This window comes from Sulfurivermis sp., from assembly GCF_059410345.1.
Map to the genome: position 1 here is coordinate 1 of NZ_JBLJDO010000011.1, position 26196 is coordinate 26196.

A 26196-nucleotide genomic window follows, 5' to 3' on the forward strand; every position below is an offset into this window, starting at 1 on the left:
CTCATAATCCTTTGGTTCCAGGTTCAAGTCCTGGTGGGCCCACCAAACAAACAGGGGGGCATACGCCCCCCGTCATCACATCCAAAACGGTCTTCCCGCCGGCGCTACTGGAATCCCCATACCGGCGCCAACAGCTCGCCGAGCCCCTCGTAGGTCTTGGGATCGGCGGCAATGAACTTATCCTTCTTGAACTCTTCCAACAGCGGTGCCGCCACCTTCGTGGCTTCCTCGCTGATCAGTGCGGCGGCAATCTTGGCGCGTACTTCCGGCTCGATATTGGCCCCCACCGAGAAGGTGCGCTCGGGATGACTGCGGAACGTCTGCTGAATCAGGCGCAACCCCGTCTGATCCTGTTTGGCCCATACCTGATCGCGCAACACGGCGGCGTCGCCGCGGCCACTCTTGAGGCACTCATTGATTTCCTTGAAGCTGTCCACCCGCAGCATGGTCGGTTGCCGCACCGGGTTACGGAAATGGTTGAGGAAATCCATGGTCAGCATGTTGGGGGAATTGAAGGCGCACACATTGCGCCCGATGAGGTCATCGAGCCGCTGGATGGGACTGTCCTCGCGCACCGCTACCACGATGGTGATTGCGCCGGGCAGGCGCGCCACCGGGACCGCCCCCTGGCGCTCCATGCGCCAACCGGTGTAATGCGGGCCATCGAATACCATGTCATAGGCATTCTGCAAGGTGCCGTTATTGTATTCGAGGTAATTTTTGGCCGGTTTGATGACAAACTGCTTGCCGGTGACCTGCCCCAGGTAATTGAGCAACGGCGTGTAAAGCTTGATGGTCTGCTCGGGCGTCTGGGTCGGCGCCGTCGAGAAAATGATTTCATCCTTGGCATTGGCGGTCCCCAACAACAAACTGCTCAGGCCAATCGCCAACCCCACCTTGATCCACTTGAACATACTTTCCCCCCCCGTCCTGGTTGTTTTATAGGTGTTTTGCGTATGGTGCCCCGCCTGACGCACCCTTGGCAAGGTGTTATCCGCCAGGCATTTCGGCTAATCTTCGCCCATTAATCAGGAATTCCCGTGCATGTACCGCCCCACTACGCTCATTCTGCTTGTCTTCATCGGCCTGTCGGCCGCCTGCTCCCGTCAGGAGCCGCCCGCCGCCGCGGCCGGTGCCGGAACGCCAGCCCATTTGGTGGAGACGGCCCAGGTGCGCACTGAGCACATCGCTCCCACGGCCCTGCGTACCGGCTCATTGCGGGCCCAGCGCGAGATTCAAATCCTCTCCCAGGAGGAGGGGCGCATCATCGCCCTGCCCCACTTCGCCGGTGATGTGGTCCGCCGCGGTGACCTGTTGCTGCAGCTGGACGATGCCCTGCTGGCCGCCGAGCTGCGCAAGAGCGAGGCCCAGCGCCGCCAGATGGAGCTGGACCTGAGCCGGCTCGAGCGGCTGATCCGCAACCAGCTCATCACCGAGGAGGAACTGGCACGGGCGCGTACCGCGCTGGACATCGCCCTGGCTGAAGAGCAACTGTTGCGTACCCGCCTGGGCCATACCCGCATCAGTGCACCGTTCGACGGTGTCATCAGCCTGCGCCGCGCCGAACCGGGCGACGTGGTGCCGCGCTTCACCCATGTACTGACCCTCACCGACCTCACCTCGCTGGTGACGACCACCAGTGTCTCTGAACTGCTGCTGCCCTCGCTGGCCATCGGCGACACAGTGCGCATCCACATCGATGCCCTGGGCGGCGAGGCCCACAGCGGGCGCATCCTGCGCATCCATCCGGCCATCGACGCTGCCACCCGCCAGGGTGTAGTGGAGGTAGCGTTGGACCCGGTGCCTGCCGGGGCGCGGCCGGGCCAGTTGTGCCGGGTACAATTCACCGGCCGGCCTATGCCGCGCCGCGTCATTCCCTTTGCCGCACTACGCCGCGACAACAGCGGCGAGTTCGTCTTCGGTATCGACGCCGAAGGCAAGGTACAGCGCAGCGCCGTGGTCAGCGGCATGCAGCTGGGTGAGGACGTGGAGTTGCTGTCCGGCCCCGAAGTGGGCGCCATCGTCATCACCAAGGGCTTTCTCGGCCTGACGCCGGGTGTCACGGTCAAGGCCGTCAGCGGCACAACACCCGCCTCATGACTCCCATAGCCAACAGCAGCCATGGCGGCATCGCCGCCTGGTCCATCCGCCATCCCATCGGCGTCACCATGCTGGCGCTGACGGTGGTGGTGCTCGGCTTCTTTGCCCTGGGCCGTCTTGCCGTCGATCTGCTGCCGCACATCATCTACCCGGAGATCCAGGTGCGCGTGCTCGATCCGGGCGTGCCAGCCAACATCATGGAGGATCGCATCACTCGCCAATTGGAGGAGCAACTCGCCATCACCGAGGACGCCATCGGCGTGCAGTCACGCACCAGCGAGGGCAACGCCTCGGTGGAGCTGCTGTTCGAATACGGCAAGGACATCGACATCGCCCTGCGCGATGCCAGCACGAGGCTGGATCGCGCCAAGCGCCTGCTGCCCACCACCATCGATCCGCCCATCATCTTCAAGCGCGACCCGTCGCAGATCCCGGTGGCGGAGTTTGTGGTCAGCTCCACCACGCTTGATCCGGTCAAGCTGCGCGACTGGGTCGACTACGACTTCGCCAAGCAGTTCCTCAACCTGCCCGGCGTGGCCGCAGTAGAAGTCGGCGGCGGCCTGGTGCGCGAGATTCAACTACTGCCCGATCAGGAACGCCTCGCCGCCAGCGGCCTCAGCCTCAATGAAGTCGTCAATGCCTTGCAGCGCGGCAACGTCGAGCTACCCGCCGGCCGCCTCACCATGGAGCGCCGCGAACTGGGCGGACGCACCGCAGCACGGTTTCAGAGCGTGCAGGATATCGCCGCGCTGCCGCTGCGCCTGAAGGATGGCACCACCATCCGCCTCGATGAGGTGATGCAGGTGCTGGACACCCACGCCGACGAGCGCATCAAGGTACGCCTCAACGGCATCCCCGGGGTAAAGGTGGCCATCCAGAAACAGCCCACCGCCAACACCATCGCCGTGGTGGACGCGGTGAAGGAGCGCATGGCCTGGCTGCAGCAGAACCGGCTGCTGCTGGAGGATGCCGTGGTGTATGGCGTAGACGATCAGTCCATTTACGTGCGCAATGCCCTGGACAGCGCCGCCCTGGCCGCGCTGTCCGGCACCCTGCTGGCAATGAGCGTGGTGTATCTGTTTCTCGGCAATCTCCGCCGCACCCTGATCATCGGCAGCGCCATTCCCCTCGCCATCATGGTCACCTTCGTGCTGATGGGACTCGGCGGCCTCACCTTCAACATCATGACCCTGGGCGGCCTCGCCCTCGGCGTCGGTATGCTGGTGGACAACACCATCGTGATGCTGGAGAACATCCAGCGTCATCAGCGCGCGGGGGAGGCACCCATCGACGCCGGCACCAACGCTGCCGGTGAGATCCACGGCGCCATCATCGCCGCTACATCCACCAACCTGGCCGCCGTGCTGCCCTTCCTGTTCATCGGCGGCCTGGTGGGCCTGCTGTTCCGCGAACTGATCTTCACCATCTCCGCCGCCATCCTCGCCTCCATGGTAGTAGCCTTGACCCTGGTTCCCGCCCTGGCGGTGCAGGTGCGCAGCATCGACAGCGGCCGCCTGCGCCGTGCGGTGGATGGCCTCATCGTCCGCCTGCAAAACCTCTACGCCGCCACCATCGCCTGGCTGTTGGATCACGCTGCCGCACAGGCCGCCCTGCTGGTGCTTCTCGCTGCGGCACTGGTGCTCGCCCTACCGAGCTTCGGCGGTAAACAGGAGTTCCTTCCCACCATGGACGACGGCCAGGTGCAGGTGTTCCTCACCGCCGACCCCGGTGTGTCGGTGGAGGAAATGGATCGCAGCGTGCAACGCCTGGAACGATTGTTCCGCCGTCAGCCTGAAGTGGTCAGCGTGTTTGCCACCGTCGGCGGCTTCATCTTCGGCCGCACTGAGCGCCAATCCAGCAACAGCAGCTCCATCATGGTGCAGCTGGTGCCGCGCAGCCAGCGGGCCGAGAGCAGCAATGACTGGATCCGCCGTTTACAGAAGGAGGTGGCCAAGGAGGAGCTGGCCGGCGTGCGCATCCGCATGCGCAGCCGCGGCGTGCGCGGCATCCGCGTCGGCAGCGGCGACGACGATCTCAGCATCCGCATTCAGGGCACCGACCTTGCCACTCTGGCCGAGGCCGCCGACGAGGCAGTCAATCGTCTCAAGACCCTACCCGGCATCAGCAACCTGATGCACTCCGCGGAAGAGCAGCGCCAGGAGCTGGCCATTGTGCTGGACCGCGAGCGGGCGGCGGCACTGGGGCTGGATGCGGAGGATGTGGGCCGCGCCCTGCGCCGCGCCCTGGAGGGTGAGGTGGTGACCGATTTCATCGAGCGTGATCGCAGTGTCGACGTGCGCCTGCGTCTGCCGCGGCGCGAGGTGGATACACCACGCGCCCTGGAGGAGCTGGTGCTGTACAGCGGCAGCGGTATGCCGCTGCGCCTGGGCGATATTGCCCGCATCAGCCTGGTGGCCACCCCCTCTGAGATACGCCGCGACAATCAACGCCGCATCGTCGAACTGAGCGCCTCGCTGGTGGGCGGCACCTCACTCAGCGAGGCCTATGAACATATCCACGAGCGCATGACGGCCCTGCCCCTGCCCTCCGGCTACACCTGGTACGACGGCGGCGAACTGAAGGCGTTACAGGAAGGCCGCGCACTGGGCATGCTGCTGCTGGGCTTGGCGATCTTCCTGGTGTTCGTGGTGATGGCAGTACAATACGAGTCGCTGCGCAATCCACTGGTCATTCTCCTGTCCATTCCGTTCGCCGCCGTCGGCGTTGCAGTCGGCCTGAAATTGAGCGGCCTGCCGCTGTCCATGCCCGTATGGCTCGGCATGATCATGCTGGCGGGCATCGTGGTGAACAATGCCATCGTGCTGGTGGAGTATGTGGAGATCATGCGGCGGCGCGGCGCCGCCGTACGCGAAGCGATCATCGAAGCGGCGCGGCTGCGCCTGCGTCCGATCCTGATGACCACCCTCACCACCGTGGCCGGCATGAGTCCGCTGGCGCTGGGGTTGGGCGAGGGCGGCGAGATGCTGCGCCCGTTGGCGGTGGCCATCATCTCCGGCCTGAGTATTTCACTGCTGGTGACGCTGTTCCTGATCCCGGTGGTCTACCGCCTGCTTCATCTGCGCGCCACGATGTAACTGGCGTAATCCAGCGGCGCAGCCAGCAGTTGTGCCGCCGTGTTCTCCCGCGCTGCTTCAACCCGCTGCCTCCACAACTCGCCGTCGCCCTGCGACGCCAGCCGTTCAAGCAGCGCGCCCGGCGACGACAGGACACCGTCAGCAAGCAGCACCTGCGCGCGTCCCAACGGCAACACGCTGCCAACGCCGCTGTCCCATGCGCCACCACGGCGGAAACGACGCCAGGCCACGTCGGCGACAGCGAGCGCCAGTTCCCTGTCCTCCTGCCGTGCGCTCACCCCGGACCAGGCCAGCAGGCCCGCGGCCACCTGCGCATAGTCCTCCAGCACACCATCGCCGGGCAGCCTGCCGCGATGATCGGCGGCACGCACCAGGCGCTGGCCATCCCAGAACGCCGCCACCAGATAAGTGTGCAGGCGCAATCCCGCCTGACGGTAGCGCTCGTCCCCAGCCGTGCGGGCGGCCAGCGCCAACGCCTGTAGCGCCAGCCCATTCCAGGCCGCGATGCGCTTGTCGTCCCGCGGCGCACTACGCTTGGCGCGGGCGGCCAGCAGTTTGCTGCGCGCCGCGGCCAAAATCTGCACCGCCTCTTTGCCGAACCGCTGTACCAACGCCTCCTCGTCCAACACCTTCCGCGGCAAGTGCCCGCCAGCAAACGGAGCCGCACCGGCCAGTCCCCAGGCCCCTGCCGCTACGCGGTACTCCTCCGCCGTGAGCAGGCGGCGCAGTTCATCCTCCGACCACAGGTAATAGCCACCTTCCTCGCCGGTGGCATCCAGCGCCGATAGGCTGGCGGCAAAGCCACCACCGGGCAGAAGCAGTTCGCGCAGCATGAAGTCCAGCGTATCGCGCCCGACCTCTGCCCACTGCGGCTCCCCCAGTAGCGCCGCCGCCTCGAAGTACAGCACGGCCAACTGGGCCGAGTCATACAGCATCTTCTCGAAATGCGGTTCGTGCCAGGAAGGGTCCACGGTATAGCGGAAAAAGCCGCCACCGATATGGTCGCGCAACCCCTGCGTCGCCATTTGCTGCAGGGTCAGACGCAGAAACGCACCCAGGGCAGCATCGCCGCTGTCGTGATAGAGCGTGAGCAGCGCACGCAGACGCGGCATATAGGGGAACTTGGCTGGCGCACCGAAGCCACCTTCCAATTCATCGGCCTGCGCCAGCGCCGCCTGCAGCAGTGCTGCACGTAACTGCTGCGGAGCCGCATGTATCGGCGGTAGTGCTGCCCGCGCTTCCATCAATGCCTCTGCAGCAGCGACCTGGCGCCAGTCCGCGCCTTCGTCACGCCACACCGCCGTCATACGCTGCAGCAGTTGCAGCAATTCCGGTGGCGTTACATAGGACGTACCATAAAGCGGATGGCCATCCGGGGTGAGAAATACGCTCAACGGCCAACCGGCGTTGCCGCGGCTGCGCTGCACGAAGGCCAGCAGATAGGCATCCTCTTCTGGGGAAAGTTCGCGGTCGATCTTTACCGGAATGAAATCACGGTTGAGTACAGTGGCGATGGCGGGGTCGCGGAAGCTCTCCCGCTGCATCACATGACACCAGTGGCAGGCGAAGTAGCCGCTGGATAGGAAGATGGGTTTTTCAGTACGTTGCGCCTCCTGCAGAGCGGCACGATCGAGTAGGCGCCACTGCACTGGATCATCCGCATGCGCGGCGAGATAGCGGGAAGGGTGATCGCGTAACGGACTGGCGTTTGTAACGGATAAAAACGGCAACAACAGCAGGCAGACCAGCATACCGCCGACATGCGGCACGCCGGCGTGCCACCTAATCCTTTGGCTTATCGCCGCCATCCTTGCCGTCATCGCTGTTGGTGTTGCCCTGCCAGACTTCCAATTCCTGGCGCAACGCCTCTTCGTCGCGGATGTAACGGTCGAGGGTTTCGTCCATCTTCTCATCACTGTTCAGATCATCCTCGGCGTCCTCCTTGCGCACGAAACGGCGCGAGAAAAACACGCCGATCTCGAACAGTATCCACATCGGTACGGCAAGCAGAGTCTGCGAGAAGATATCGGGCGGCGTCAGCAACATGCCGATGACGAAGGCGCCGACGATGATGTAGGGGCGCTTCGCCACCAGGGCATCCGGCGTCACTACCCCCATCCACACCAGCAGGATGGTGGCGATGGGCACTTCGAAGGCGACGCCGAAGGCGAAGAACAGCTTGAGCACGAAATCCAGATACTGGTTGATGTCAGTCATCACCGCCACGCCTTCAGGCGCCGCCGCGGTGAAGAAGCCGAATACCAGCGGGAACACCACGAAATAAGCGAAGGCCATGCCGGCATAAAACAGCAAGGTGCTGGAGATGATCAGCGGCATGATCAGACGCCGCTCATGGGCGTACAGGCCGGGGGCGACGAAGGCCCACATCTGATACAGCAGATAGGGGATGGCAACAAAGACTGCAGCCACCAGGGTCAGCTTGAGCGGGGTAAGAAAGGGCGAGGCCACCTCGGTGGCGATCATCGAGCCGCCTTCCGGCAGGTGCGACAACAGCGGCTGCGCCAACAGCGAATAGATATCGTTGGCGAAATAGAACAGTCCGAGAAAGATGACCAACACCACCAGCACTGCGCGCAGCAGGCGGTCACGCAACTCGATCAGGTGCGAGATGAAGGGCTGCTCGACCTCGGAGCCGTTACCGCTGCTATTGGGTTGCTCACTCATGTCGGCGGCGTCGCTTCTTTGTCCGGCTTGATGGGCACAGCGGCATCGCTCGGGGCCGGTTCAACCGGCGCATCGAGGGTCGCCATCTCCACAGACTTGTTGATATCGTTCAAACCACTCTTGATATCCTGCAACGAAGCCTTGGCCTCTTCCATCATGTCGTACAGACCGTCGCTCTTGGCCTGCTGCTCGACGATCCGCTTGAGCTCCTCGGCCTTGATCTCGCGATCAATATCCGCCTTCACCGTACCGACAAAATGGCGCGCCTTGCCATACCACAGCCCCACGGTACGAGCGACCACAGGCAGCCGTTCGGGCCCCAGCACCAATAGGGCGACGATACCGATGACCACCAGCTCCCAGAAGCCGACGTCGAACATGATTTATCCGAATGCGCGTTGTAAGTATTGGGCGACGCGAATCTGCATCGACCGCGCCAGCCCTCTACGAAAGTGCGGGCTCAGGTCTTGTCTTTCTCGCGGGTGGCCTCACCCTCGATGACGCTACCTTCCTTCTTTTCGTCCAGCTTCTCGCCATCCTTCGCCGCTGACTGCTCGCCCTCTTTCACGGAGGAACGGAAGTTCTTGATGGCGCTGCCCAGATCGCCGCCGATATTGCGCAGACGCTTGGTGCCAAACAGCAGGATAACGATTGCCAGTACGATAAGCAGTTGCCAGATACTCGGTGCCATGATTCAACTCTCCGCCTTAGTAGAAATGCCGGCAGCCTGGTGCTGCCGTAGGAATACTGCCCTCAATCCATTTGACCTGTACTTACTTGGTCCGGTTCGCCTTCTCTTCCAGTCCCGACAGGCCAAAGCGCCGTTCCAACTCATTCAACACTGCCTCGGGCTCCAGATTCAGATGCTTGAGCATCACCATGCAGTGGAACCACAGATCGGCCGTTTCGTAGATCACCTGGGCGGGATCACCCCCCTTGGCGGCGATCACCGTTTCAGTGGCTTCTTCGCCAACCTTCTTCAGGATACTGTCCAACCCCTTGGCGTACAGCTTGGCCACATAGGAGCTATCCGGATCGGCGCCCTTGCGCTGTTCCAGTATCTCCGACAATTGTTTAAGAATATCGCTCATGATCCTTTGCTGTATATCTGCTGCGGATCTTGCAGTACCGGGTCAACACTTTTCCATTGCCCACCGTCGAATACCTTGTAAAAGCAACTGTGCCGACCGGTATGGCAGGCGATGCCGCCCACCTGTTCGATGGTCAGCAGGATCACGTCATTGTCGCAGTCCAGGCGCATCTGCTTCACGCGCTGCACGTTACCGGACTCCTCGCCTTTGCGCCACAATTTGCCGCGCGAGCGCGACCAGTACACCGCGCGCCCCTCGCGCACGGTAAGCGCCAGTGATTCGCGGTTCATCCAGGCAAACATCAGCACCCGCCCGCTACCCTCTTCCTGGGCAATCACCGGCACCAGGCCATCGGCCGTCCACTTGACTTCGTCCAGCCAGTCCTCGCTCACAGCCGCACCTCGATGCCGGCGGCCGCCATGCGCTGCTTGGCCTGTTCGATGGTGTATTCGCAGAAGTGAAATATACTGGCAGCCAGCACCGCGTCGGCATGGCCCTGCACGATGCCATCGACCAGATGATCCAGATTGCCCACACCGCCGGAGGCGATTACCGGCACGCGCACGGCCTCGGATACGGCACGCACCAGGGCCAGATCGAAGCCGGATTTGGTGCCATCACGGTCCATGCTGGTGAGCAGAATTTCACCGGCACCAAAATCCACCATGCGCCGCGCCCACTCCACCGCATCGATACCGGTGGCCTTGCGCCCGCCGTGGGTGAAGATTTCCCAGCGCGGTGTCTCCCCTGGCGCGCTCACGCTCTTGGCATCAATGGCAACGACGATGCACTGCGAGCCGAAACGATCGGCTGCCTCCTTGACGAACTCAGGATTGAATACCGCTGCCGTGTTGATGCCCACCTTGTCGGCGCCGGCATTGAGCATACGGCGGATGTCGGTACTGGTGCGGATGCCACCGCCAACGGTCAGCGGAATGAATACCTCACCAGCCACCTTTTCCACCACATGCACCATGGTTTCGCGGTTATCGGAAGAGGCCGTGATGTCGAGGAAGGTGATCTCGTCGGCGCCCTGCTGATCGTAGCGGCGCGCGATCTCCACCGGATCGCCGGCATCGCGGATGTCCAGAAACTTGACGCCCTTGACGACGCGGCCATTGTCCACGTCGAGGCAGGGAATGATGCGTTTGGCTAGGCCCATTGCGATAGATTCGGACTGGTAGGTCGGACGTCAGGCCGACGTGTTATACATAATCATTGCGGACAAAGTTCATCGGCCAGGCGCTGGCCCTCGGCGAAATCCAATGTGCCTTCATAGATGGCGCGGCCGGTAATCGCGCCGGTGATCCCTTCGTCAGCTACTGCGCACAGGGCACGGATATCATCCAGATTGGTGATGCCGCCGGAGGCGATAATGGGAATGGATACCGCCTGCGCCAGTTTCACCGTCGCCTCGACATTGACACCGGACATCATGCCGTCACGGCCGATATCGGTATAGATGATGGCCGATACGCCATCCTGCTCGAAGTGCTGCGCCAGATCGATGACGTCGTGCTTGGACAGTTTGGACCATCCATCCATTGCCACCTTGCCCTCTTTGGCGTCGAGGCCAACGATGACATGGCCGGGGAACTCGGCGCACAGATCGCCGATGAAGCCGGGATGATTCACCGCCTTGGTGCCGATGATCACATACTGTACACCGGCGTCGAGATAGGCCTGCACAGTGTCCTCATCACGGATGCCACCGCCCACCTGGATCGGCAGGTCGGGAAACGCCGCTGCGATGGCATGCACCACATCGCGATTCATCGGCCGGCCCTCGAAGGCGCCATTCAGATCCACCAGATGCAGGCGCCGTGCGCCCGCCTCCACCCAGCGCGCCGCCATGGCCACCGGGTCATCGGAGAACACCGTTGAATCCTCCATTCGTCCCTGACGCAGGCGCACGCACTTGCCGTCTTTGAGATCTATGGCGGGTATGAGCAACATCGATCAGTCCTCTCTACTGCGCGTATGGTGAGTTATTAGGCACCCTGGCCATCCCAGCGCAGGAAGTTGGCGTACAGCGCCAGCCCTGCATGCTGGCTTTTCTCTGGGTGAAACTGCACGGCAAACACGTTATCGCGCGTCACGGCGGCGGCAAACGTCACACCATAAGCAGTGCTGGCAGCCGTCAATGCTGCGTCGGCCGGTTGCACATAATAACTGTGTACGAAATAAAAGCGTTCATCCTGAACGATGCCCCGCCACAGCGGATGGGCACATTCCTGGCGCACCTGATTCCAGCCCATGTGCGGCACCTTGAGGCGCTCGCCATTCTGCGCCAGATCGTCGCCGAAGTACTCGACCCGACCGGGCAGAATGCCCAGACACGCGGTGCCGCCATTCTCCGCGCTGAAGTCCATCAGCGCCTGCATCCCGACACAGACGCCGAGAAAGGGCTTCTCGCGCACCACTTCATGGATCACATCGATCACGCCCTGGCGCGCCATCTCCGCCATGCAGTCGCGGATGGCGCCGACGCCGGGCAACACCACGCGATCAGCCTTACGGATACGTTCCGGGTCATGGGTGACGATGACGTGCTGGCCATCGGCCACGTGCTCCAACGCCTTGGCCACGGAATGCAGATTGCCCATGCCGTAGTCGATGACTGCAACGGTACTCATATATATAGAAGGAAATCCGGCTCGAATCAGATAGGAAGTGAAGTAAGGCGTTACAAGCTGCCCTTGGTAGACGGAGTCATACCCTGCATGCGCGGATCAGCCTCCAGCGCCATACGCAAGGCACGGCCGAAGGCCTTGAACACCGTCTCGGCAATGTGGTGTGCGTTGCGGCCGCGCAGATTGTCGATGTGCAACGTGACTTGGGCGTGGTTGACAAAGCCCTGGAAGAATTCGAGGAACAGATCCACGTCGAACTCGCCGATACGGGCACGCGGAAAGTCCACCTGAAACTCCAGACCGGGGCGGCCGGAAAAGTCCACCACCACGCGCGACAAGGCCTCATCCAGGGGGACATAGGCGTGGCCATAGCGGCGGATACCCTTCTTGTCGCCCACGGCACGGACAAAGGCCTGGCCCAGGGTGATACCGATGTCTTCCACCGTGTGGTGGGCATCGATGTGCAGGTCGCCCTGGGCCTTGACCGTCAGGTCAATCAGGCCGTGGCGCGCCACCTGATCCAGCATGTGGTCGAGAAACGGCACACCGGTCTCGAAACAACCACTGCCGTTGCCATCCAGGTCGACACTTGCCTCAATCCGGGTCTCCAGGGTCTCCCGCGAGACCGTGGCCCTGCGCTCACTCATTGCAACTCCTTAAATATTTGTAAAGCGATAGGCGGCCTCATCGCCGCCCATAGCATACCGACTTCCGCGCCCGGATAGAATAAAGCCATAGCCCGATCATGCCCTTTAAGTTGCAACGACGGGACACATGTACGAGGATACCTCTTTCGACAGCGTAGAGACTGACCCGCTCAGGCGCCTCTGGGCACCGGGCGCACCCGTGATGCAGCAGACAAAATCAAGCAATATCATTGACTTGGCATCGATACGCGTCGCCTGCAAAGACTGTGGGCTGTTCCAGCTGTGCCTGCCGGTGGGCATCGACGGCGCCGACCTGGAACTGCTGGACAGCATCATCAAGCGGCGGCGTCCCATCAAGCGGGGCGAACACCTGTTTCAGGTGGGCGATCCGTTTCAGGCCATATACGCGGTACGTTCCGGCTCCATCAAGACCTACGTACCGACGGAAGACGGCTACGAACAGGTCACCGGCTTCCACCTGCCGGGCGAACTGGTCGGCCTGGACGCCATCCACGCCGACGTCCACCCCTGCGCGGGCAAGGCGCTGGAAACCACCAGCGTATGTGAAATCCCCTTCGATCGCCTGGAGGAACTGTCCGAACGCATACCGACCCTGCGCCATCAGCTGCTCAAGATCATGAGCCGCGAGATTCTGCACGAACAATCGCTGCTGATGCTGTTGGGCAAGAAAAATGCCGAGGAGCGCCTCGCCTCGCTACTGCTCAGTCTTTCCGGCCGCTATCAGCAGCGGGGATTCTCCGCCACCGAGTTCAACCTGAGCATGTCACGCAACGATATAGGCAACTATCTCGGCCTGGTAGTGGAAACCGTCAGCCGGCTCTTCACCCGTTTCCAGGAAGAAGGCCTGCTGACCGTGCAACGCAAACACATCCGCATTCTCGATCTGAACCGCCTTCATGCCATCGCCTGTCAATCGCGCAGCTGCAGCCCCCCTTCCATTCCTGAGTGACCGACTGCGCCATTGTGCATCGATGGCCACCGCGCAAAAAACGCGATAAAAACAGTATGAAATGTACTGTGGGATATAACGCAAACGGTGTGTGCTAATCACCAGTTTGTTTGACAAAAATCAATGTTCTGATATCTTCTCTTCGACTATATTTGGTCGCTAGTTCCGGTAGCAGGGTTCGAGAACGCAGCGATCGGCGCGTCTGGGGGAAAAAAAGAAATTTATAGGCCTATCAGAGTGTTGCCGTCAGAGACAACACTTCCCGCCAATCCTCCCGCCTCCCTCGGAACTATACGGTCACTTACAGATACGGTCAGCTCGACTGGCATTGCGCCAAGTCGCGTTGGTTGGACACAACAACATGGAGTCATGCGTCTGCACACTCCGGATAACAACGGTTTGGGTTTGTTAATGCATGGGGGTTGTCAGAGAAAAAATCAACAACGTTTTTTGGGCGGTAAAAAGTTGGTCTTGGTTTAACCATTGGCTCACACAGAGGAGAGAAACTCGTGGAAGCGACACAAGCGGAACAGAAATATAACTTTGAGGTCGTCAGGTGGTTTTCCATCATGGCGGTGGTCTATCTGGTGGTCGGCACCCTGGTCGGCGTGATCATCGCCTCCCAGCTTGCTTGGCCGGTGCTGAACTTCGACATCGCTGAGCTCACCTTCGGCCGACTGCGCCCGTTGCACACCAACGCAGTAATCTTCGCCTTCGGCGGCTGCGTGCTGATGGCAACCGCCTTCTACTCCGTACAGCGTACCTGCGGCGTGCGTCTATGGAGCGACAAGATGGCGTGGTTCACCTTCTGGGGTTGGAACGTCATCATCGTCTTGGCCGTCATCACCCTGCCGCTGGGCATCACCCAGGGCAAGGAGTACGCCGAGCTGGAGTGGCCCATCGACCTGCTGATCGCAGTGGTATGGCTGTCCTACGCCTTCAACTTCGCCATGACCATCGCCAAGCGCAAGACCAGCCACATCTACGTGTCCAACTGGTTCTTCCTCGGCATGATGGTGATGATCACCTACCTGCACGTGGTCAACAGCCTGGCCATCCCGGTCGAGCTGTTCAAGTCCTACTCCGTATTCTCCGGTGTGCAGGATGCAATGATCCAGTGGTGGTGGGGCCACAACGCCGTAGGTTTCTACCTGACTGCCGGCTTCCTCGGCATCATGTACTACTTCGTACCGAAGCAGGCTGGCCGTCCGGTGTTCTCCTACCGTCTGTCCGTCATCCACTTCTGGGCGCTGATGTTCGGTTACGTCTGGCTGGGTGCGCACCACCTGCAGTACACCGCGCTGCCTGACTGGACCGGCTCCCTGGGCGCCGCCGTTTCCCTGGCCATGATCATCCCGTCCTGGGGTGGTGCCGTGAACGGCATGATGACCCTGTCTGGCGCGTGGGACAAGCTGCGTACCGACTACATCCTGCGCTTCCTGATCATGTCCCTGGCCTTCTACGCCATGTCCACCTTCGAAGGTCCGGTCATGTCCGCGAAGACCGTCAACGCGCTGTCCCACTACACCGACTGGACCGTCGGCCACGTGCACTCCGGTGCCCTGGGCTGGGTGGCCATGGTCGGCGCCGGCGCGCTGTACCACATGGTCGAAAAGCTGTGGAACACCCGCATGTACTCCGCGTCGCTGGTGAACCTGCACTTCTGGATGGCCACCATCGGCACCGTGATCTACATCACCGCCATGTGGGTATCCGGCATCATGCAGGGCCTGATGTGGCGTGACTACGACGAGTTCGGCACCCTGACCTACACCTTCGCCGAATCCGTCGCCGCCATGCATCCCTACTACGCGATGCGCGCCATCGGCGGCCTGATCTTCTGGGCCGGTGGTGTGGTGATGCTCTATAACGTGGTGATGACTGTTCGCCAGGCCGCCGGCCAGCGCAGCAGCTCCGCCGCCGCAGCGACTGCCTAAGCGCGAGAGGAGTTCAATAAAAATGGCTGATCAAATTCATTCGACCAAACTGCAGGACAAGGTAGAGCGCAACGTCTTTACCATGTTCCTGATGCTCGCCGTGCTGCTGTCTGTCGGTGGCCTGGTGGAAATCGTGCCGCTGTTCCTCCTCGACGACACGATGGAGCACAACAAGCGTCCGGAAATCGTCTGGCAGCGCCAGGCCGGCCAGACCCTGGCCGACTGGAAGGCTGGCGATGGCATCCGCCCCTACACCGCTCTGGAACTGGCCGGTCGTGACGTTTACATCCGCGAAGGCTGCTATACCTGTCATTCGCAGATGATTCGTCCGTTCCGCGATGAGAAGGAGCGTTATGGCCACTACTCGCTGGCCTCCGAGTCCATGTACGACCACCCCTTCCAGTGGGGCTCCAAACGTACTGGTCCGGACCTGGCCCGCGTAGGCGGCAAGTACTCCGACGAATGGCACGCTCAGCACCTCCGTGCGCCGCGTTCCGTAGTGCCGGAATCTGTGATGCCCAACTACCCCTGGCTGGACAACAACAAGGTTGACGGCAGCCGTGTGGCCAAGCGCATGCGCGCAATGAAGGCCCTGGGGGTTCCGTACACCGAGGACGACATCTCCGCCGCTTCCGCTGCTACCGGGAAGAGCGAGATGCAGGCCGTTGTTGCCTACCTGCAGGTACTGGGAACCATGGTGAAGTTCGAAGAGGGTGTGGATTACCGTGAGTAATCTGAAGGAGTACTTCCACACAGACTGGGCGGCCATGACCGGCAGTGACTGGATTGGCCTGATCACGACGGTCGGCATTTTCATTCTGTTCGTCGCCCTGTTTGTGTACGTACTCCACCCCAAGAACAAGGCCAGACTGGAATCAAAACGTCACATTCCGATAGACGAAGACGACCGTTTCGATACGGAGGATAAAAAATGAGCGAGCAAAACAATCCGTACGGTGCCCCGACAACCGGGCACGTGTGGGATGACAATCTGGCAGAGCTGACCAACCAGCCCCCCAAGTGGTGGATGATTGGCCTGCATGCCAGCTGGATCCTGGTACTGCTGTACGGCATCGTATACCCGATGTGGCCGTGGTTTGGTGGCGCCACCAGCGGTCTGATGGGCTGGACCTCCATCGGCGAATACAAGCAGGACATGGCCTCCATCCAGGCGGTGCGTGCCAAGTACGAAGACCAGCTGCCGGGCATGAGCGCCTCTGCAATCCTGGCTGACAGCGAGCTGTCCGAGTACGTAGTACGTTCCGCCAAGGTACTGTTCGGCGACAACTGCGCTGCCTGCCACGGCGGCGGTGGCCAGGGCAATCCGGGCTACCCCAACCTGGTGGACGATGACTGGCTGTACGGTGGCGACATCGACACCATCGTGATGAGTATCACCAACGGCCGGATGGGCATGATGCCGGCCAAGGGTGGCGTAGCGATGACCGATGCCGAAATCGATCAGCTGGCCAATGCCATCGCCAAGGGCCAGCCGACCTCCTCCCCGCTGTTCATGGAGAAGGCCTGCTTCGCCTGCCACGGCATGGACGGCAAGGGCATGCACGCCCTGGGCGCACCCAACCTGACCGACAGCATCTGGCGCTTCGGTGACGGTTCGGTGGAAGCGATCAAATACACCATCACTCACGGTGTCAACGATCCTTCCAGCCCGCAGACTCGCAACGCCGTGATGCCGAAGTTCGGTGACCGTCTGAGCGAAACCGATATCAAGAAGCTGGCTGTGTACGTATCCAAGCTGGGCGCCAACTAAGTTATAGCGCCTCACACCTTCCATAACGTAAACAGGTGACCGCGCCCTGGCGCGGTCACCCCAAACAAAAGGGGTGTTGCAATGACTGACTGGGTAGCAATTGCGTCGTATCTGACCGTAGCCGTCGCCACTATCATCGTGGTGTTTCTTGTAGTGAAGGGCTACAACCTGATCTACAAGGATGGCGACAAAAAATAAGCCATTGAACTGGTAATTACCGTGAGGGGGACTGAATAGTCCCCCTCTTTTTTCGTATACTTCGCTGCCAACTTGATATTTTTCAATTACAGCCCAGGTTCCCGGTGAGAAAATCGTCAGTGGCCTGCTGAAAGCCCCCGCTTTCAACAGGGCATTTGCCCAAACTTTTTCGTGACAGCGACCTTTTTTGCTGTCCATCAGGAGGTATCCGTGAACGACCAGGTCGACAAGCAGGCGCATGCCGATGAACTGTATGCCGAATCCCATCATTGGCACGTCAATACCGGCAACGAGACTATCCACGCCAAGCGCATGCCAGGTCGCTTCCGTAACCTGAAATGGGCGGCGGCCGCCGTGTGGTTGGTGTTCTTCATCGGCCCCTACCTGCGTTGGGGCGATCGTCAGGCGGTATTGTTCGACATTCCCGGCCGTCAGTTCCACATCTTCGGTATCACCATCCTGCCGCAGGACGTGTGGATGCTGTCGCTGGTCCTGTTGTTCTTCGCCATCCTGCTCGCAGTAGTCACCTCCATCGCAGGGCGCGTGTTCTGCGGTTATTTCTGTTTCCAGACTGTGTGGACGGATGTGTTCACCTGGATAGAGGAAAAATTGGAAGGTGCGCCACAGAAGCGACGCAAGCTGGATGAGGCGCCGTGGGACTTCACCAAGATCCGCATCAAGGTTATCAAGCACACCCTCTGGATACTGATCGGCGTTCTGACCGGCATCAGCTTCACCCTCTGGTTCGGCGATGCCTTCGAGATGTGGCAGGCCTACTTCACCCTCAGCGCCGGTGCGATGGCCTGGGCTTCCGTAGCCGTATTCACCTTCTTCACCTACCTGTTCGCCGGCCATATGCGCGAGCAGGTGTGTTTCTGGCTCTGTCCCTACGCCCGTATTCAGGGTGTGATGTACGACAAGGAGACCATACTCCCGGCCTATGACTTCAAGCGCGGTGAACCGCGAGGCAAGCTCAAAAAAGGACAGATCGAGGAAGGCAAGGGTGATTGTATCGACTGCGGCCAATGCGTGGCGGTCTGCCCCACCGGCATCGATATCCGCCACGGCCAGCAGGAAGGCTGCATTACCTGCGCGCTCTGCCTGGATGCCTGCGACTCGGTGATGGAAAAGATCAACCGGCCAATCGGCCTGATCCGCTATGCCTCCATGGACGAATTGGAGGGCAAGCCGGCGCTGAATTTGTTCCAGCGCCCGCGCGTACTGGTTTACCTGACCATCCTGACCCTGGCCTTGGCCGGCATCATCTATGGCCTGTTCAATATCTCAGGCCTGGAGGTCAAGGTGCTGCACGAGCGCCAGCCGCTCTATGTACTGCAAAGCGACGGCTCGATCCAGAACAAATACAGCGTTAAAATTCTCAACAAGACTACGCAGGATCAGCACGTAAGCCTTGCGGTCGAAGGCCTGCCGGGCCTGACTATCAGTGGCGGCGAAGGCAGTCTGCTGGCCAACAAGGGACGCATCACCAGCTATACCGTGTTCGTGCGCGTGCCGCGTGAGAACCTCAAAACAGAGAGTACCCCCATCGTATTCCGCGTGCAGGCGGAAACGGATGCAGGACTGGTTTCCAGCTATACGAGCATGTTTATTGGGCCGCGCCCCTAATTCACCACTGACAGGTAACTGGACATGACGACGATCGACACAAGCGACAACCGTATTTCGCAGTCCAACAAACACGCCTTTCGCAATCCTTGGGTGCTGGGCGCAATAGGACTGATCACCGTGGTGCTGGCGGTCAACATCACCATGATTACCTTGGCCATCACCACCAACCCCGGCCTGGTAAGCAAGGACTACTACGAACGCGGCCGCTATAATGAACGCCACTATCTGCAGCGCGTGGCAGAACGTTCTGCTCTGGGCTGGACGGCCAACCTGGAGGTGCCCGCCAGTATCCACCAGGGGGCCACCCAGACCTACCGCATCGTCATCACCGACCCTGTCGGCGAACCACTGCGCGGCGCCCAGGTCGTACTCAACGCCTTCCGCCCCTCCGATGCCAAGGCCGATTTCAACATGCCGTTGGAAGAGGTAGGCGCAGGCATTTACCAGGGCGCCGTTGAGTTCCAGCTGAAAGGTATTTGGGATCTGCTCATCGACGTCAAACGCGACGATAAGACGCTGGAACTGCCGCGCCGCATCACCGTGCAGGGTTGAAGCCCGCCAACAAGGCCTACCCCGCCCGCTCCCTTCCCACACGGGGACGGGCGGCCATGACAAATAACGAAGCCCATGGCCAGTGAACACTCCCACAGCGGCGGCTGCTTTCATTGCGGCCTACCGCTGCCTCCGAAGGAGGATTTCTCCGCCGAGATCGCCGGCGAGAAGCGTCAATTCTGTTGCATCGGCTGCCGCGAGGTATGCCGCGCCATCTACGACGCTGGCCTGGAAGGCTTCTACCAGCGCACCCCCGAGGGCACTCTGCTGGCACCGCCGCCGGACATCCCCAAGGATCTCGCACTCTACGATCTGGACGAGGTGCAGGAAGAGTTCATCGTCCAGCACGGTGAGGAGCGTGAAATCAACCTGTTGGTCGAAGGCATCCACTGCGCCGCCTGCGTCTGGCTCATTGAGCGCACCCTCGCTACCGTACCAGGCATAGCTTCGGCGCAGGTGAATCTGGCCGGCCGCCGCCTATTGGTGCGCTGGGACAACAGTCGTATCAAACTATCCGACATCATCCGGCGCCTGGGGGACATCGGCTACGCCGCCGTACCGTTCGATCCGGAGGTTGCCGAAGGCGCTCTGAAGAGGCAGAACCGTGCCTTCCTGTTCCGCATGGCCTTCGCCGGCTTTGCGATGATGAATCTGATGTGGATATCCATCGCCCTGTATGCCGGAGCCGATCAGAGCGAATTCCGCAGCCTGTTCCACTGGATGGGTTTCGTACTGGCCACCCCCACGCTATTCTATTCCGGCTGGCTCTTCTTCAAGGGCGCCTGGACCGGTCTGCGCCGCCGCCACCTCACCATGGACTTGCCCATCGTGGTGGGTGCGACCACCACTTACCTTTATTCTCTCTACATCACGGTGACTCAGTCCACCGTCGGCGAGGTGTATTGGGATACGGTAGTGAACTTCATGTTCATCATCCTCGTTGGCCGCCACCTGGAGTCGGTGTCCAAGCGCCGCGCCGTGGCCGCCACCCAGCGTCTGCTGGATTTACAGCCGCGCGGTGCCACCGTGCTGCGCGACGGTGAGGAGCAATTGTTGCCGATCCGCGCCGTGAAACCCGACGACGTCGTCTTGGTAAAGGCCGGCGACCGCATCCCCGTGGATGGCATCGTTACGGAAGGCCGTAGTGCAGTGGACGAAGCCATGTTGTCGGGAGAGTCCAAACCGGTCGACAAGGGACCCGGCGACAAGGTTTCCGCCGGCACCATCAACATCCACAGTGCCCTCACGCTAAAGGTGAGCGCCACGCTGAAGAACACCGCCCTAGGGCGCATCATCCGCCTAGTGGAAGAGGCGCAGGCCTCCAAGGCGCCGATTCAATGCACCGCTGATCGTATCGTGCCCTGGTTCGTCGCCATCACCCTGCTACTGGGCACCCTGACTTTTGCCTATTGGTCATTCATCGATATCGAGGTCGCCTTGCTCGCTGCCTGCTCGGTGCTGATCATCACTTGCCCCTGCGCCTTCGGCATGGCCACCCCCATGTCCATCGCCGTCGCCTCCGGCCTTGCCGCACGCCATGGCATTCTGATCAAGAATGGTGCAGTACTGGAAACCCTGTCCAGCATCACCCACTTCGTGTTCGACAAAACCGGGTCGCTCACCGAGGGACGCATGGCGGTGCAGGAGGTGCACCCGGCCGCTGGCATAGACCTCGATACCCTGCTGCTCAAGGCCGCGGCGGTGGAACGCTATTCCGAACACCACATCGCCCGCGCCATCGTCGAGGAGGCGCGTACACGCGGCCTCAACCCGACAGCGCCCGCCATGGAAAATTTCACCAGCACCGCGGGGCTCGGCGTTGCCGGTAGCGTAGATGGCACTACAGTAGTACTGGGCAACGAAACCTGGCTGTCACGCCATGGTGTTTCCGTTGACGACGAAATGCAGGCACCAATCCACCAACTGGAACAGCGCGGCATTACCTGCATCCATGCCGCACTGGATGGAAAATATGCCGGTTTCATCGCCATCGCCGACCGCTTGCGCCCCGATGCCCGTGCCCTGGTCGACAACCTGCGCGCACAGGGCATCCGCATGACCCTGCTGTCCGGCGATCGCCGCCGTGTGGCGGAGGCGGTGGCCGAGCAACTTGGCGGCATGGAAGTGATTGCCGAGGTGCTGCCGGAAGACAAGGACCGCGTCATTGCCGATCTGCAGCGCCGGGGCGAGCAGGTGGCGATGATCGGCGACGGCGTCAACGATGCCCCCGCCCTGATCCGCGCCAACGTCGGCATCGCCATCGGCTCCGGCACTGAGGTTTCGGCAGAGAGCGCCGATATCGTGCTCATCAGCAACGAACTGGAGAAGGTCAACCTGGCCACCCGGCTGTCGCGCCGCACCCTGCGCACCATCCGCCAGAACATCGGTATCTCGCTGACCTACAATGTCATCATGGTGCCGCTAGCCATGGCGGCCTTCATCACGCCGCTGGTGGCCGCCATCTCCATGCCGATCAGCTCGCTGCTGGTGATCGGCAATGCGGCGCGCATCCGCACGCTGTTCGGCAGCCGGCGCGAACTCGGTGACTAGGGCGATTAGACTCTCGGTCAACACAGACAGGGGCGAGAACGATGGAAGTAATTTACAGCCTGATCCCCGCGATGATTTTCCTTGGCCTTGCCATGGTGGTGGTGCTGGTGTGGGCAATCCGGCGCGGACAGTACGAAGACCTGGAAGGCGATGCCCACCGCATTCTGCACGATGATGATGACCCCAACCTACCAACCGAGATGCGGGCCAGGAAAAAAAAGGCACCGCGCAGCGACAAGGTCATGCCGGATGCCGACGACGACTGACCTTTGAGACCACGGCTGCGCGATGCAGCCAGCCGCCTTACTGCTTGTGCTCCAGCAAGGGGGCGATCAGGCGGGAAAAATCGCGCGGTGCGACATACTGCAGCACTTCCTTGCCGCTGGCGCTCACCGCCACATCCAGCCCACGCTCGGGATAGAGCCAGTGCACCACATCACTGCCCGGCTCATTCACCTTGCGCGCCGGCACACCGAAACGTTTTTCCACCAACGCATCATCCAGATGCGCCCGCGGCAGATAGGTCAGGCTGGCAATGGGCGTCACACGCAGCCGGGCAAGATCATCGGGGTGCAGGGTCACCTTGCGGCTGCCGTTGCCCATGGTGGCAATACGCAGGCCGCGCTCGAACATGCCCTGCAGTTCTGCTTCGCTCAGCGCCGCCTCCAACACCAGCTTTGCCGCCAGCCCGCTCAGCGTCACGCCGTCAAAATACCCTTCTGCCACACGGCGCCCCTGCGGCGACTGGAACAGGATCAATTCCAGTTCGGTCTGAAACAACTGCTCGGCCTCGCCCAGAGTACTGTGGCCAAGATGCAGTCCGAAAACCGTGCTGGTGCCATCCTCGTGCAGGGTAATGGCCCAGGGCAGCATCTCCGGCCTATGGTCCTGCCGCCCCGGCACAAACATCGCCACGGCGATCGCCAGCAGCGAAAAGACCAGCACCCCGAGGAATAGATAGCGCTCCCGCATGCGGCTCAGTCCGCCTCCGGCGTCAGGGCGCCCTCCGGGTAACGCTGCACCAGCCAGTCAGGCATCTTGCCGTAACGCGCCAGATGCAAGGCATCCGACTCCATGACTATCAGGACCAGCACCGTAACAAGGGTCGGCATGATGCCGACGCCGAAAAAAGCCCAGTGCTGTGGACGCATATTGCCGCCGGAGATCAGATAGATCACCACCATCACCACCATCATGATACCCAGCATGATGAGGAAGGCGCGGCTGCGCCGCACGGCCAGCTGCCAGTGACACTTCACAAACCAGGGATCGACCTGTAGTGACCTACGCCCGCGCCACAGGCTGTAGCCAAGGATGGCAACAGACAGCACCGGCACGATGAAAACCAGCTTCTGCAGCGAGCTGGCACTGAGAAAGGCCACAAACAACAGCACGTGGTTGAAAATCAGGTTGATGAGAAACAATTCATGGGGCCACTTGGCGGCCTTGGCAACGTCTTCCGATATAGCGTAGCGATTCATAAAAATGCCTTTTGTCGTACTCTCCCCCGGGCGCAACACGTTATCATGCTGTCCTGTCGATTGCCATGCCGCCACGGCGCCATTGACCACAGGAGAACACCATGTCCCGCCGCCTCGCCATTCCCCTCGTATCGTTGCTGTTCGCCGGAGGTTGCAGCAGCAACCTGACCCAGGGCACACCGGAAACCATTGCCGTCCAGTCGACCCCGGCCGCGACCGTGGTGGTGATGGGCCAGGCGTTGGGAACCACCCCCATGGCGGTCCCGGTCAAGGCCGTGTTCCCCTCATCCTACCCGCCGGAACAGGAGGCCCTGTATGGGCGCATTATCCTGAAAAAGGAAGGCTGTGCGGATTACATGACGACGGTAAGCGGCAAGGTATTGAGCCGCGGCATCAAGGCTGAACTCGAGTGCGGCGCCCCCAAGACCCCTGCCGCCGCACCGGCCCAGGCGACCGAACCACCCACCTCCATACCTGCCGCACCCGTGCACTCCCCCAGCCAGCGGCTACGACAGCTGGATGATGTGTACAAGCAGGGATTGATCAGCGACGAGGAGTATCGCCAACTGCGTCAGCGCATTCTGGATACGCTATAAGCGCCACTCCCGGCTATCCATCGCCTCCGCGGCATAAATCCAGCCCTGGACAAAAAAGGCCCGCACCGTCGCCGGTGCGGGCCGTCTTTTGCCTTACATCACTTGCTGTGCGACAGCATGCGCAGGTAGCTGACCAGAGAGTCCACATCCTGCTTGCTCAGGATGCCTTCCCAGGCCGGCATATAGTCTTCCTTGGCATCACCGTACAGAATGATGTTGCTCAGGCGCCGGTTGTCCATGGCGTCCATCTTCGACGCATCGGTGTGATCAATCGGCTTGATGGGCAGTACGCTGGTCATCACACCATGGCCCTTGCCGTCGGCACCGTGACAGGCCACGCAGTAGCGGCCATACAGCTCACGGCCCTGCTCCGGATTGCCCACCAGCGGATGGCGTGAACGGTGCAGGAAGCGCAGATAGGACACCAGGGATTGGATCTGCGGCTCCGGCAGGACGCGGCCCCACTGCGGCATGTCCTTCAACTTGCCGTGCGGCGAGTTGCCCTGGATCAGCAGCAACAGATCACGGTCGGATTTCTTGCCGAGCCGCTCGTCGGAGGTCAGATCCGCCGGGTTGAGCTTCAGGCGCTTGGCCAGCGGTCCGCCACCCTTGCCATTGCTGCCATGGCACAGATAGCAGTAGCTGTTGTACAGCTTCCAACCTTCGTAAGCCTTGACCACTTCGGCCCGGGCCGCGGTGCTCATCAGGACGCCCACCAGGCAGAGTGACAGAACTGCAATCAATTGCTTCTTCATAACTAGTCTCCCGTTGCTGTGGCGCTTAGAAGCCGGCAAAGATCATCAACGTGGTGATGGCATCACCACCCGCCGGCTTGGGCGAATAGGCATTGCCGCTCTTGGCTGTGTGGAACAGCTCCAGCTTCACATTCTGGTACACCATCCAGCTGGCACCCAAGGTCAGCGCATTGTCCTGGCTGTTGCTCGCCTTGCCGTTATCGGCGTTGCGGTAGGCCAGATAGAGATTGCCCTTGTTCGGCAATACGCCCAGTTCCGCCATCAGGCCCAGGGCCTTCTTGTCGCGGGCCGCACTATTGAAATGATTATTGGCCTTGGAGGGTACCGTACCGTAAGAGGCATACAGACCCAAGGGCATGCCGCGCCACTCGCCCTGCGCCTGGGCATCGACCACCCAGCCCTCGGTCTTCTCCATCACACCCTCGCCATCCACGCGTGCGCCGTACTCGCCGCCGTAGTACTGCACACCGAAACCGGTGTCCCAGCCACCCAGATTGGGGGTAATGGCCGCGCGCAGATAGCTGGCCAGTTTAGGCGCCTCGATATTGCCGAAGGCCGGTGCCCAGGCGGAATAGTTGACGAACCAGCCCGGATTGCTCAGCACAACGGCCAGACCGGTGGCCTCACCGTCGCCCATGCCCAGATACTGTGCGGCAGACATGGTGTTGCGATCCTCGATGGGGCGCATGAAGCGCTGCGCGCCGGTATTCAGCATCTCGAAGCCGTAGGGGGCACCGCCGGCATCGGTGCTGAACAGCACGGTGGACAGACGGGTGGCGCCACGTTCGGCCAGATTGAAGTGCACCTTGAAGGAGTTGAACAGGGAGAAGCCGCCGTCACCGGTATCCGCGGTACACGTGGTTGCATCGCTCGGATCAGCGCAGGTCAACTCACCGGAACCGACATTGGCTTGACCGAAGGTGGCATGCTCCAGCAGGAAGCCGACGTTCTCGCCGACGCGACCACCTATGAGCAACGCCGCCTCGTCCGGCCACTGCAATTCACCATGGTTGGTGGCAGTGTCGCCGTCACCATTGCTCTTCTGATAGCGGATCTTGGTGATCAGCGACATATTCAGGTCCACCGGCATGGAGAGGTCGTCCCCCTCCACCATCGGCTGGGCACCGCGCATGGTGTAGCCACTGGCCTTGAAGGCACGGCCGAAGGCATTCAAGGTCGGATAATGCTGGAAGTGGCAAGCCACGCAGGCCATGCCAGTCTGGCGGGCAAAACCCGGTGTGGCCTCGGCAGTGGTGGCGCCCAGGAACGTTCCCCCGGTGACCAGCGCCAGGGCGGCCGCCGCGCCCCTCCATGATGCGATTCTAATATTCATGTTTTCTCCCCCTAGGTTTTCATAGGACAACGCCACGGCTTCGCAGCCGGGCGCCTGGGGGGACTAAAACACAGGGGGGATCATAAGCCCATCCGACATATGCTATAAGGATGGTGTGATAGGCTTCACGAAATAAATCAATTTACCGCCACGCTCCGACAAGTGTTCTATGT

Annotated in this window: 26 protein-coding genes and 1 pseudogene; 12 read left to right on the top strand and 15 right to left on the bottom strand. The window is 61.3% G+C overall.

The features are described from left to right. Positions 1-104: 104 nt before the first annotated feature. Positions 105-914, bottom strand: coding sequence for a phosphate/phosphite/phosphonate ABC transporter substrate-binding protein (locus ACMV8A_RS09790; RefSeq protein WP_495325596.1), 810 nt, complete (start codon positions 912-914; stop codon positions 105-107). 130 nt (positions 915-1044) lie between these two features. Here ACMV8A_RS09790 and ACMV8A_RS09795 point away from each other — a divergent pair, with 130 nt between their 5' ends. Then, the gene (locus ACMV8A_RS09795; protein WP_495325597.1) at positions 1045-2100 is read left to right on the top strand and encodes an efflux RND transporter periplasmic adaptor subunit; all 1056 of its coding nucleotides are present in this window, start codon (positions 1045-1047) and stop codon (positions 2098-2100) included. Beyond that, on the top strand, positions 2097-5195 hold the full coding sequence (locus ACMV8A_RS09800; RefSeq protein ID WP_495325598.1) for an efflux RND transporter permease subunit: 3099 nt from the start codon (positions 2097-2099) through the stop codon (positions 5193-5195). The genes ACMV8A_RS09795 and ACMV8A_RS09800 overlap by 4 nt, the downstream gene beginning before the upstream one ends. Here ACMV8A_RS09800 and ACMV8A_RS09805 read toward each other — a convergent pair. The 10 genes and pseudogenes from ACMV8A_RS09805 to hisB form a co-directional block, all read right to left on the bottom strand. After that, the gene (locus ACMV8A_RS09805) at positions 5174-7108 is read right to left on the bottom strand and encodes a thioredoxin domain-containing protein (RefSeq protein ID WP_495325599.1); all 1935 of its coding nucleotides are present in this window, start codon (positions 7106-7108) and stop codon (positions 5174-5176) included. The two genes, ACMV8A_RS09800 and ACMV8A_RS09805, sit on opposite strands and share 22 nt — an antisense overlap. Then, a pseudogene (gene tatC, locus ACMV8A_RS09810) lies at positions 7104-7880 on the bottom strand (twin-arginine translocase subunit TatC); the annotation flags it as partial. The pseudogene tatC and the gene ACMV8A_RS09805, both read right to left, overlap by 5 nt. Continuing rightward, complete coding sequence (tatB, locus tag ACMV8A_RS09815; protein WP_495325600.1) at positions 7877-8260, bottom strand: Sec-independent protein translocase protein TatB; 384 nt, start codon at positions 8258-8260, stop codon at positions 7877-7879. The pseudogene tatC and the gene tatB, both read right to left, overlap by 4 nt. Positions 8261-8340: 80 nt before the next feature. Further along, complete coding sequence (locus ACMV8A_RS09820) at positions 8341-8571, bottom strand: Sec-independent protein translocase subunit TatA (protein ID WP_495325601.1); 231 nt, start codon at positions 8569-8571, stop codon at positions 8341-8343. Positions 8572-8653: 82 nt separating this feature from the next. Beyond that, positions 8654-8971 (bottom strand): phosphoribosyl-ATP diphosphatase, encoded by a 318-nt coding sequence (locus tag ACMV8A_RS09825; RefSeq protein ID WP_495325602.1) that lies wholly within the window; start codon positions 8969-8971, stop codon positions 8654-8656. Next, positions 8968-9363: a phosphoribosyl-AMP cyclohydrolase gene (gene hisI / locus ACMV8A_RS09830; RefSeq protein ID WP_495325603.1), complete on the bottom strand. Its 396-nt coding sequence runs from the start codon at positions 9361-9363 to the stop codon at positions 8968-8970. The genes ACMV8A_RS09825 and hisI overlap by 4 nt, the downstream gene beginning before the upstream one ends. Next, the gene (hisF, locus tag ACMV8A_RS09835) at positions 9360-10133 is read right to left on the bottom strand and encodes an imidazole glycerol phosphate synthase subunit HisF (protein WP_495325604.1); all 774 of its coding nucleotides are present in this window, start codon (positions 10131-10133) and stop codon (positions 9360-9362) included. The genes hisI and hisF overlap by 4 nt, the downstream gene beginning before the upstream one ends. Positions 10134-10186: 53 nt before the next feature. Continuing rightward, positions 10187-10927, bottom strand: a complete 741-nt coding sequence (gene hisA / locus ACMV8A_RS09840; protein ID WP_495325605.1) for a 1-(5-phosphoribosyl)-5-[(5-phosphoribosylamino)methylideneamino]imidazole-4-carboxamide isomerase — start codon at positions 10925-10927, stop codon at positions 10187-10189. Positions 10928-10962: 35 nt separating this feature from the next. Continuing rightward, complete coding sequence (gene hisH, locus ACMV8A_RS09845) at positions 10963-11607, bottom strand: imidazole glycerol phosphate synthase subunit HisH (protein ID WP_495325606.1); 645 nt, start codon at positions 11605-11607, stop codon at positions 10963-10965. 50 nt (positions 11608-11657) lie between these two features. Further along, positions 11658-12251, bottom strand: a complete 594-nt coding sequence (gene hisB / locus ACMV8A_RS09850; protein ID WP_495325607.1) for an imidazoleglycerol-phosphate dehydratase HisB — start codon at positions 12249-12251, stop codon at positions 11658-11660. Between the two features lie 202 nt (positions 12252-12453). Here hisB and fnr point away from each other — a divergent pair, with 202 nt between their 5' ends. From fnr to ccoS, 9 genes are all read left to right on the top strand, one after another. Next, a complete protein-coding gene (gene fnr, locus ACMV8A_RS09855; RefSeq protein WP_495325608.1) occupies positions 12454-13221 on the top strand; it encodes a fumarate/nitrate reduction transcriptional regulator Fnr in 768 nt (255 codons plus the stop codon). A gap of 509 nt (positions 13222-13730) precedes the next feature. Then, positions 13731-15158 carry a cytochrome-c oxidase, cbb3-type subunit I gene (ccoN, locus tag ACMV8A_RS09860; RefSeq protein WP_495325609.1) on the top strand — a complete coding sequence of 476 codons (1428 nt, stop codon included), beginning with the start codon at positions 13731-13733 and terminating at the stop codon, positions 15156-15158. A gap of 22 nt (positions 15159-15180) precedes the next feature. Further along, positions 15181-15891, top strand: coding sequence for a cytochrome-c oxidase, cbb3-type subunit II (gene ccoO, locus ACMV8A_RS09865; protein WP_495325610.1), 711 nt, complete (start codon positions 15181-15183; stop codon positions 15889-15891). Continuing rightward, positions 15884-16093 (top strand): cbb3-type cytochrome c oxidase subunit 3, encoded by a 210-nt coding sequence (locus tag ACMV8A_RS09870; RefSeq protein ID WP_495325611.1) that lies wholly within the window; start codon positions 15884-15886, stop codon positions 16091-16093. Before ccoO ends, ACMV8A_RS09870 begins: the two co-directional genes overlap by 8 nt. Continuing rightward, a complete protein-coding gene (locus ACMV8A_RS09875; RefSeq protein ID WP_495325612.1) occupies positions 16090-16929 on the top strand; it encodes a c-type cytochrome in 840 nt (279 codons plus the stop codon). The genes ACMV8A_RS09870 and ACMV8A_RS09875 overlap by 4 nt, the downstream gene beginning before the upstream one ends. Before the next feature lie 408 nt (positions 16930-17337). Continuing rightward, positions 17338-18753, top strand: coding sequence for a cytochrome c oxidase accessory protein CcoG (gene ccoG, locus ACMV8A_RS09880; RefSeq protein ID WP_495325613.1), 1416 nt, complete (start codon positions 17338-17340; stop codon positions 18751-18753). A 24-nt stretch (positions 18754-18777) separates the two neighbouring features. Continuing rightward, a complete protein-coding gene (locus tag ACMV8A_RS09885) occupies positions 18778-19308 on the top strand; it encodes a FixH family protein (RefSeq protein ID WP_495325614.1) in 531 nt (176 codons plus the stop codon). A 75-nt stretch (positions 19309-19383) separates the two neighbouring features. Continuing rightward, complete coding sequence (locus ACMV8A_RS09890; protein WP_495325615.1) at positions 19384-21858, top strand: heavy metal translocating P-type ATPase; 2475 nt, start codon at positions 19384-19386, stop codon at positions 21856-21858. Positions 21859-21899: 41 nt separating this feature from the next. Further along, complete coding sequence (ccoS, locus tag ACMV8A_RS09895) at positions 21900-22124, top strand: cbb3-type cytochrome oxidase assembly protein CcoS (protein ID WP_495325616.1); 225 nt, start codon at positions 21900-21902, stop codon at positions 22122-22124. A 37-nt stretch (positions 22125-22161) separates the two neighbouring features. Here ccoS and ACMV8A_RS09900 read toward each other — a convergent pair whose 3' ends face one another. Together ACMV8A_RS09900 and ACMV8A_RS09905 are read right to left on the bottom strand one after the other, a co-directional pair. Beyond that, the gene (locus ACMV8A_RS09900) at positions 22162-22830 is read right to left on the bottom strand and encodes a hypothetical protein (protein ID WP_495325617.1); all 669 of its coding nucleotides are present in this window, start codon (positions 22828-22830) and stop codon (positions 22162-22164) included. 5 nt (positions 22831-22835) lie between these two features. After that, positions 22836-23339, bottom strand: a complete 504-nt coding sequence (locus tag ACMV8A_RS09905) for a hypothetical protein (RefSeq protein WP_495325618.1) — start codon at positions 23337-23339, stop codon at positions 22836-22838. A 101-nt stretch (positions 23340-23440) separates the two neighbouring features. Here ACMV8A_RS09905 and ACMV8A_RS09910 point away from each other — a divergent pair, with 101 nt between their 5' ends. Further along, positions 23441-23935: an SHOCT domain-containing protein gene (locus ACMV8A_RS09910; RefSeq protein ID WP_495325619.1), complete on the top strand. Its 495-nt coding sequence runs from the start codon at positions 23441-23443 to the stop codon at positions 23933-23935. A gap of 98 nt (positions 23936-24033) precedes the next feature. Here ACMV8A_RS09910 and ACMV8A_RS09915 read toward each other — a convergent pair whose 3' ends face one another. After that, on the bottom strand, positions 24034-24690 hold the full coding sequence (locus ACMV8A_RS09915) for a c-type cytochrome (protein WP_495325620.1): 657 nt from the start codon (positions 24688-24690) through the stop codon (positions 24034-24036). Positions 24691-24715: 25 nt separating this feature from the next. Further along, positions 24716-26023, bottom strand: a complete 1308-nt coding sequence (locus ACMV8A_RS09920; protein WP_495325621.1) for a hypothetical protein — start codon at positions 26021-26023, stop codon at positions 24716-24718. Positions 26024-26196 lie beyond the last annotated feature (173 nt).

What these genes read in the sequence shown, in the direction of transcription:
- ccoS (WP_495325616.1), top strand. Translation starts at nt 21,900, where the DNA reads ATGGAAGTAATTTACAGCCTGATCCCCGCGATGATTTTCCTTGGCCTT.
- ccoO (WP_495325610.1), top strand. Translation starts at nt 15,181, where the DNA reads ATGGCTGATCAAATTCATTCGACCAAACTGCAGGACAAGGTAGAGCGC.
- ACMV8A_RS09920 (WP_495325621.1), bottom strand. Translation starts at nt 26,023, where the DNA reads ATGAATATTAGAATCGCATCATGGAGGGGCGCGGCGGCCGCCCTGGCG.
- ACMV8A_RS09915 (WP_495325620.1), bottom strand. Translation starts at nt 24,690, where the DNA reads ATGAAGAAGCAATTGATTGCAGTTCTGTCACTCTGCCTGGTGGGCGTC.
- ACMV8A_RS09800 (WP_495325598.1), top strand. Translation starts at nt 2,097, where the DNA reads ATGACTCCCATAGCCAACAGCAGCCATGGCGGCATCGCCGCCTGGTCC.
- ACMV8A_RS09890 (WP_495325615.1), top strand. Translation starts at nt 19,384, where the DNA reads ATGGCCAGTGAACACTCCCACAGCGGCGGCTGCTTTCATTGCGGCCTA.
- hisA (WP_495325605.1), bottom strand. Translation starts at nt 10,927, where the DNA reads ATGTTGCTCATACCCGCCATAGATCTCAAAGACGGCAAGTGCGTGCGC.
- ACMV8A_RS09875 (WP_495325612.1), top strand. Translation starts at nt 16,090, where the DNA reads ATGAGCGAGCAAAACAATCCGTACGGTGCCCCGACAACCGGGCACGTG.
- ACMV8A_RS09805 (WP_495325599.1), bottom strand. Translation starts at nt 7,108, where the DNA reads ATGAGAAGATGGACGAAACCCTCGACCGTTACATCCGCGACGAAGAGG.
- hisH (WP_495325606.1), bottom strand. Translation starts at nt 11,607, where the DNA reads ATGAGTACCGTTGCAGTCATCGACTACGGCATGGGCAATCTGCATTCC.
- ACMV8A_RS09885 (WP_495325614.1), top strand. Translation starts at nt 18,778, where the DNA reads ATGACGACGATCGACACAAGCGACAACCGTATTTCGCAGTCCAACAAA.
- ACMV8A_RS09790 (WP_495325596.1), bottom strand. Translation starts at nt 914, where the DNA reads ATGTTCAAGTGGATCAAGGTGGGGTTGGCGATTGGCCTGAGCAGTTTG.
- tatB (WP_495325600.1), bottom strand. Translation starts at nt 8,260, where the DNA reads ATGTTCGACGTCGGCTTCTGGGAGCTGGTGGTCATCGGTATCGTCGCC.
- ACMV8A_RS09900 (WP_495325617.1), bottom strand. Translation starts at nt 22,830, where the DNA reads ATGCGGGAGCGCTATCTATTCCTCGGGGTGCTGGTCTTTTCGCTGCTG.
- ACMV8A_RS09820 (WP_495325601.1), bottom strand. Translation starts at nt 8,571, where the DNA reads ATGGCACCGAGTATCTGGCAACTGCTTATCGTACTGGCAATCGTTATC.
- ACMV8A_RS09905 (WP_495325618.1), bottom strand. Translation starts at nt 23,339, where the DNA reads ATGAATCGCTACGCTATATCGGAAGACGTTGCCAAGGCCGCCAAGTGG.
- ACMV8A_RS09910 (WP_495325619.1), top strand. Translation starts at nt 23,441, where the DNA reads ATGTCCCGCCGCCTCGCCATTCCCCTCGTATCGTTGCTGTTCGCCGGA.
- hisF (WP_495325604.1), bottom strand. Translation starts at nt 10,133, where the DNA reads ATGGGCCTAGCCAAACGCATCATTCCCTGCCTCGACGTGGACAATGGC.
- ACMV8A_RS09825 (WP_495325602.1), bottom strand. Translation starts at nt 8,971, where the DNA reads ATGAGCGATATTCTTAAACAATTGTCGGAGATACTGGAACAGCGCAAG.
- hisB (WP_495325607.1), bottom strand. Translation starts at nt 12,251, where the DNA reads ATGAGTGAGCGCAGGGCCACGGTCTCGCGGGAGACCCTGGAGACCCGG.
- fnr (WP_495325608.1), top strand. Translation starts at nt 12,454, where the DNA reads ATGCAGCAGACAAAATCAAGCAATATCATTGACTTGGCATCGATACGC.
- ACMV8A_RS09795 (WP_495325597.1), top strand. Translation starts at nt 1,045, where the DNA reads ATGTACCGCCCCACTACGCTCATTCTGCTTGTCTTCATCGGCCTGTCG.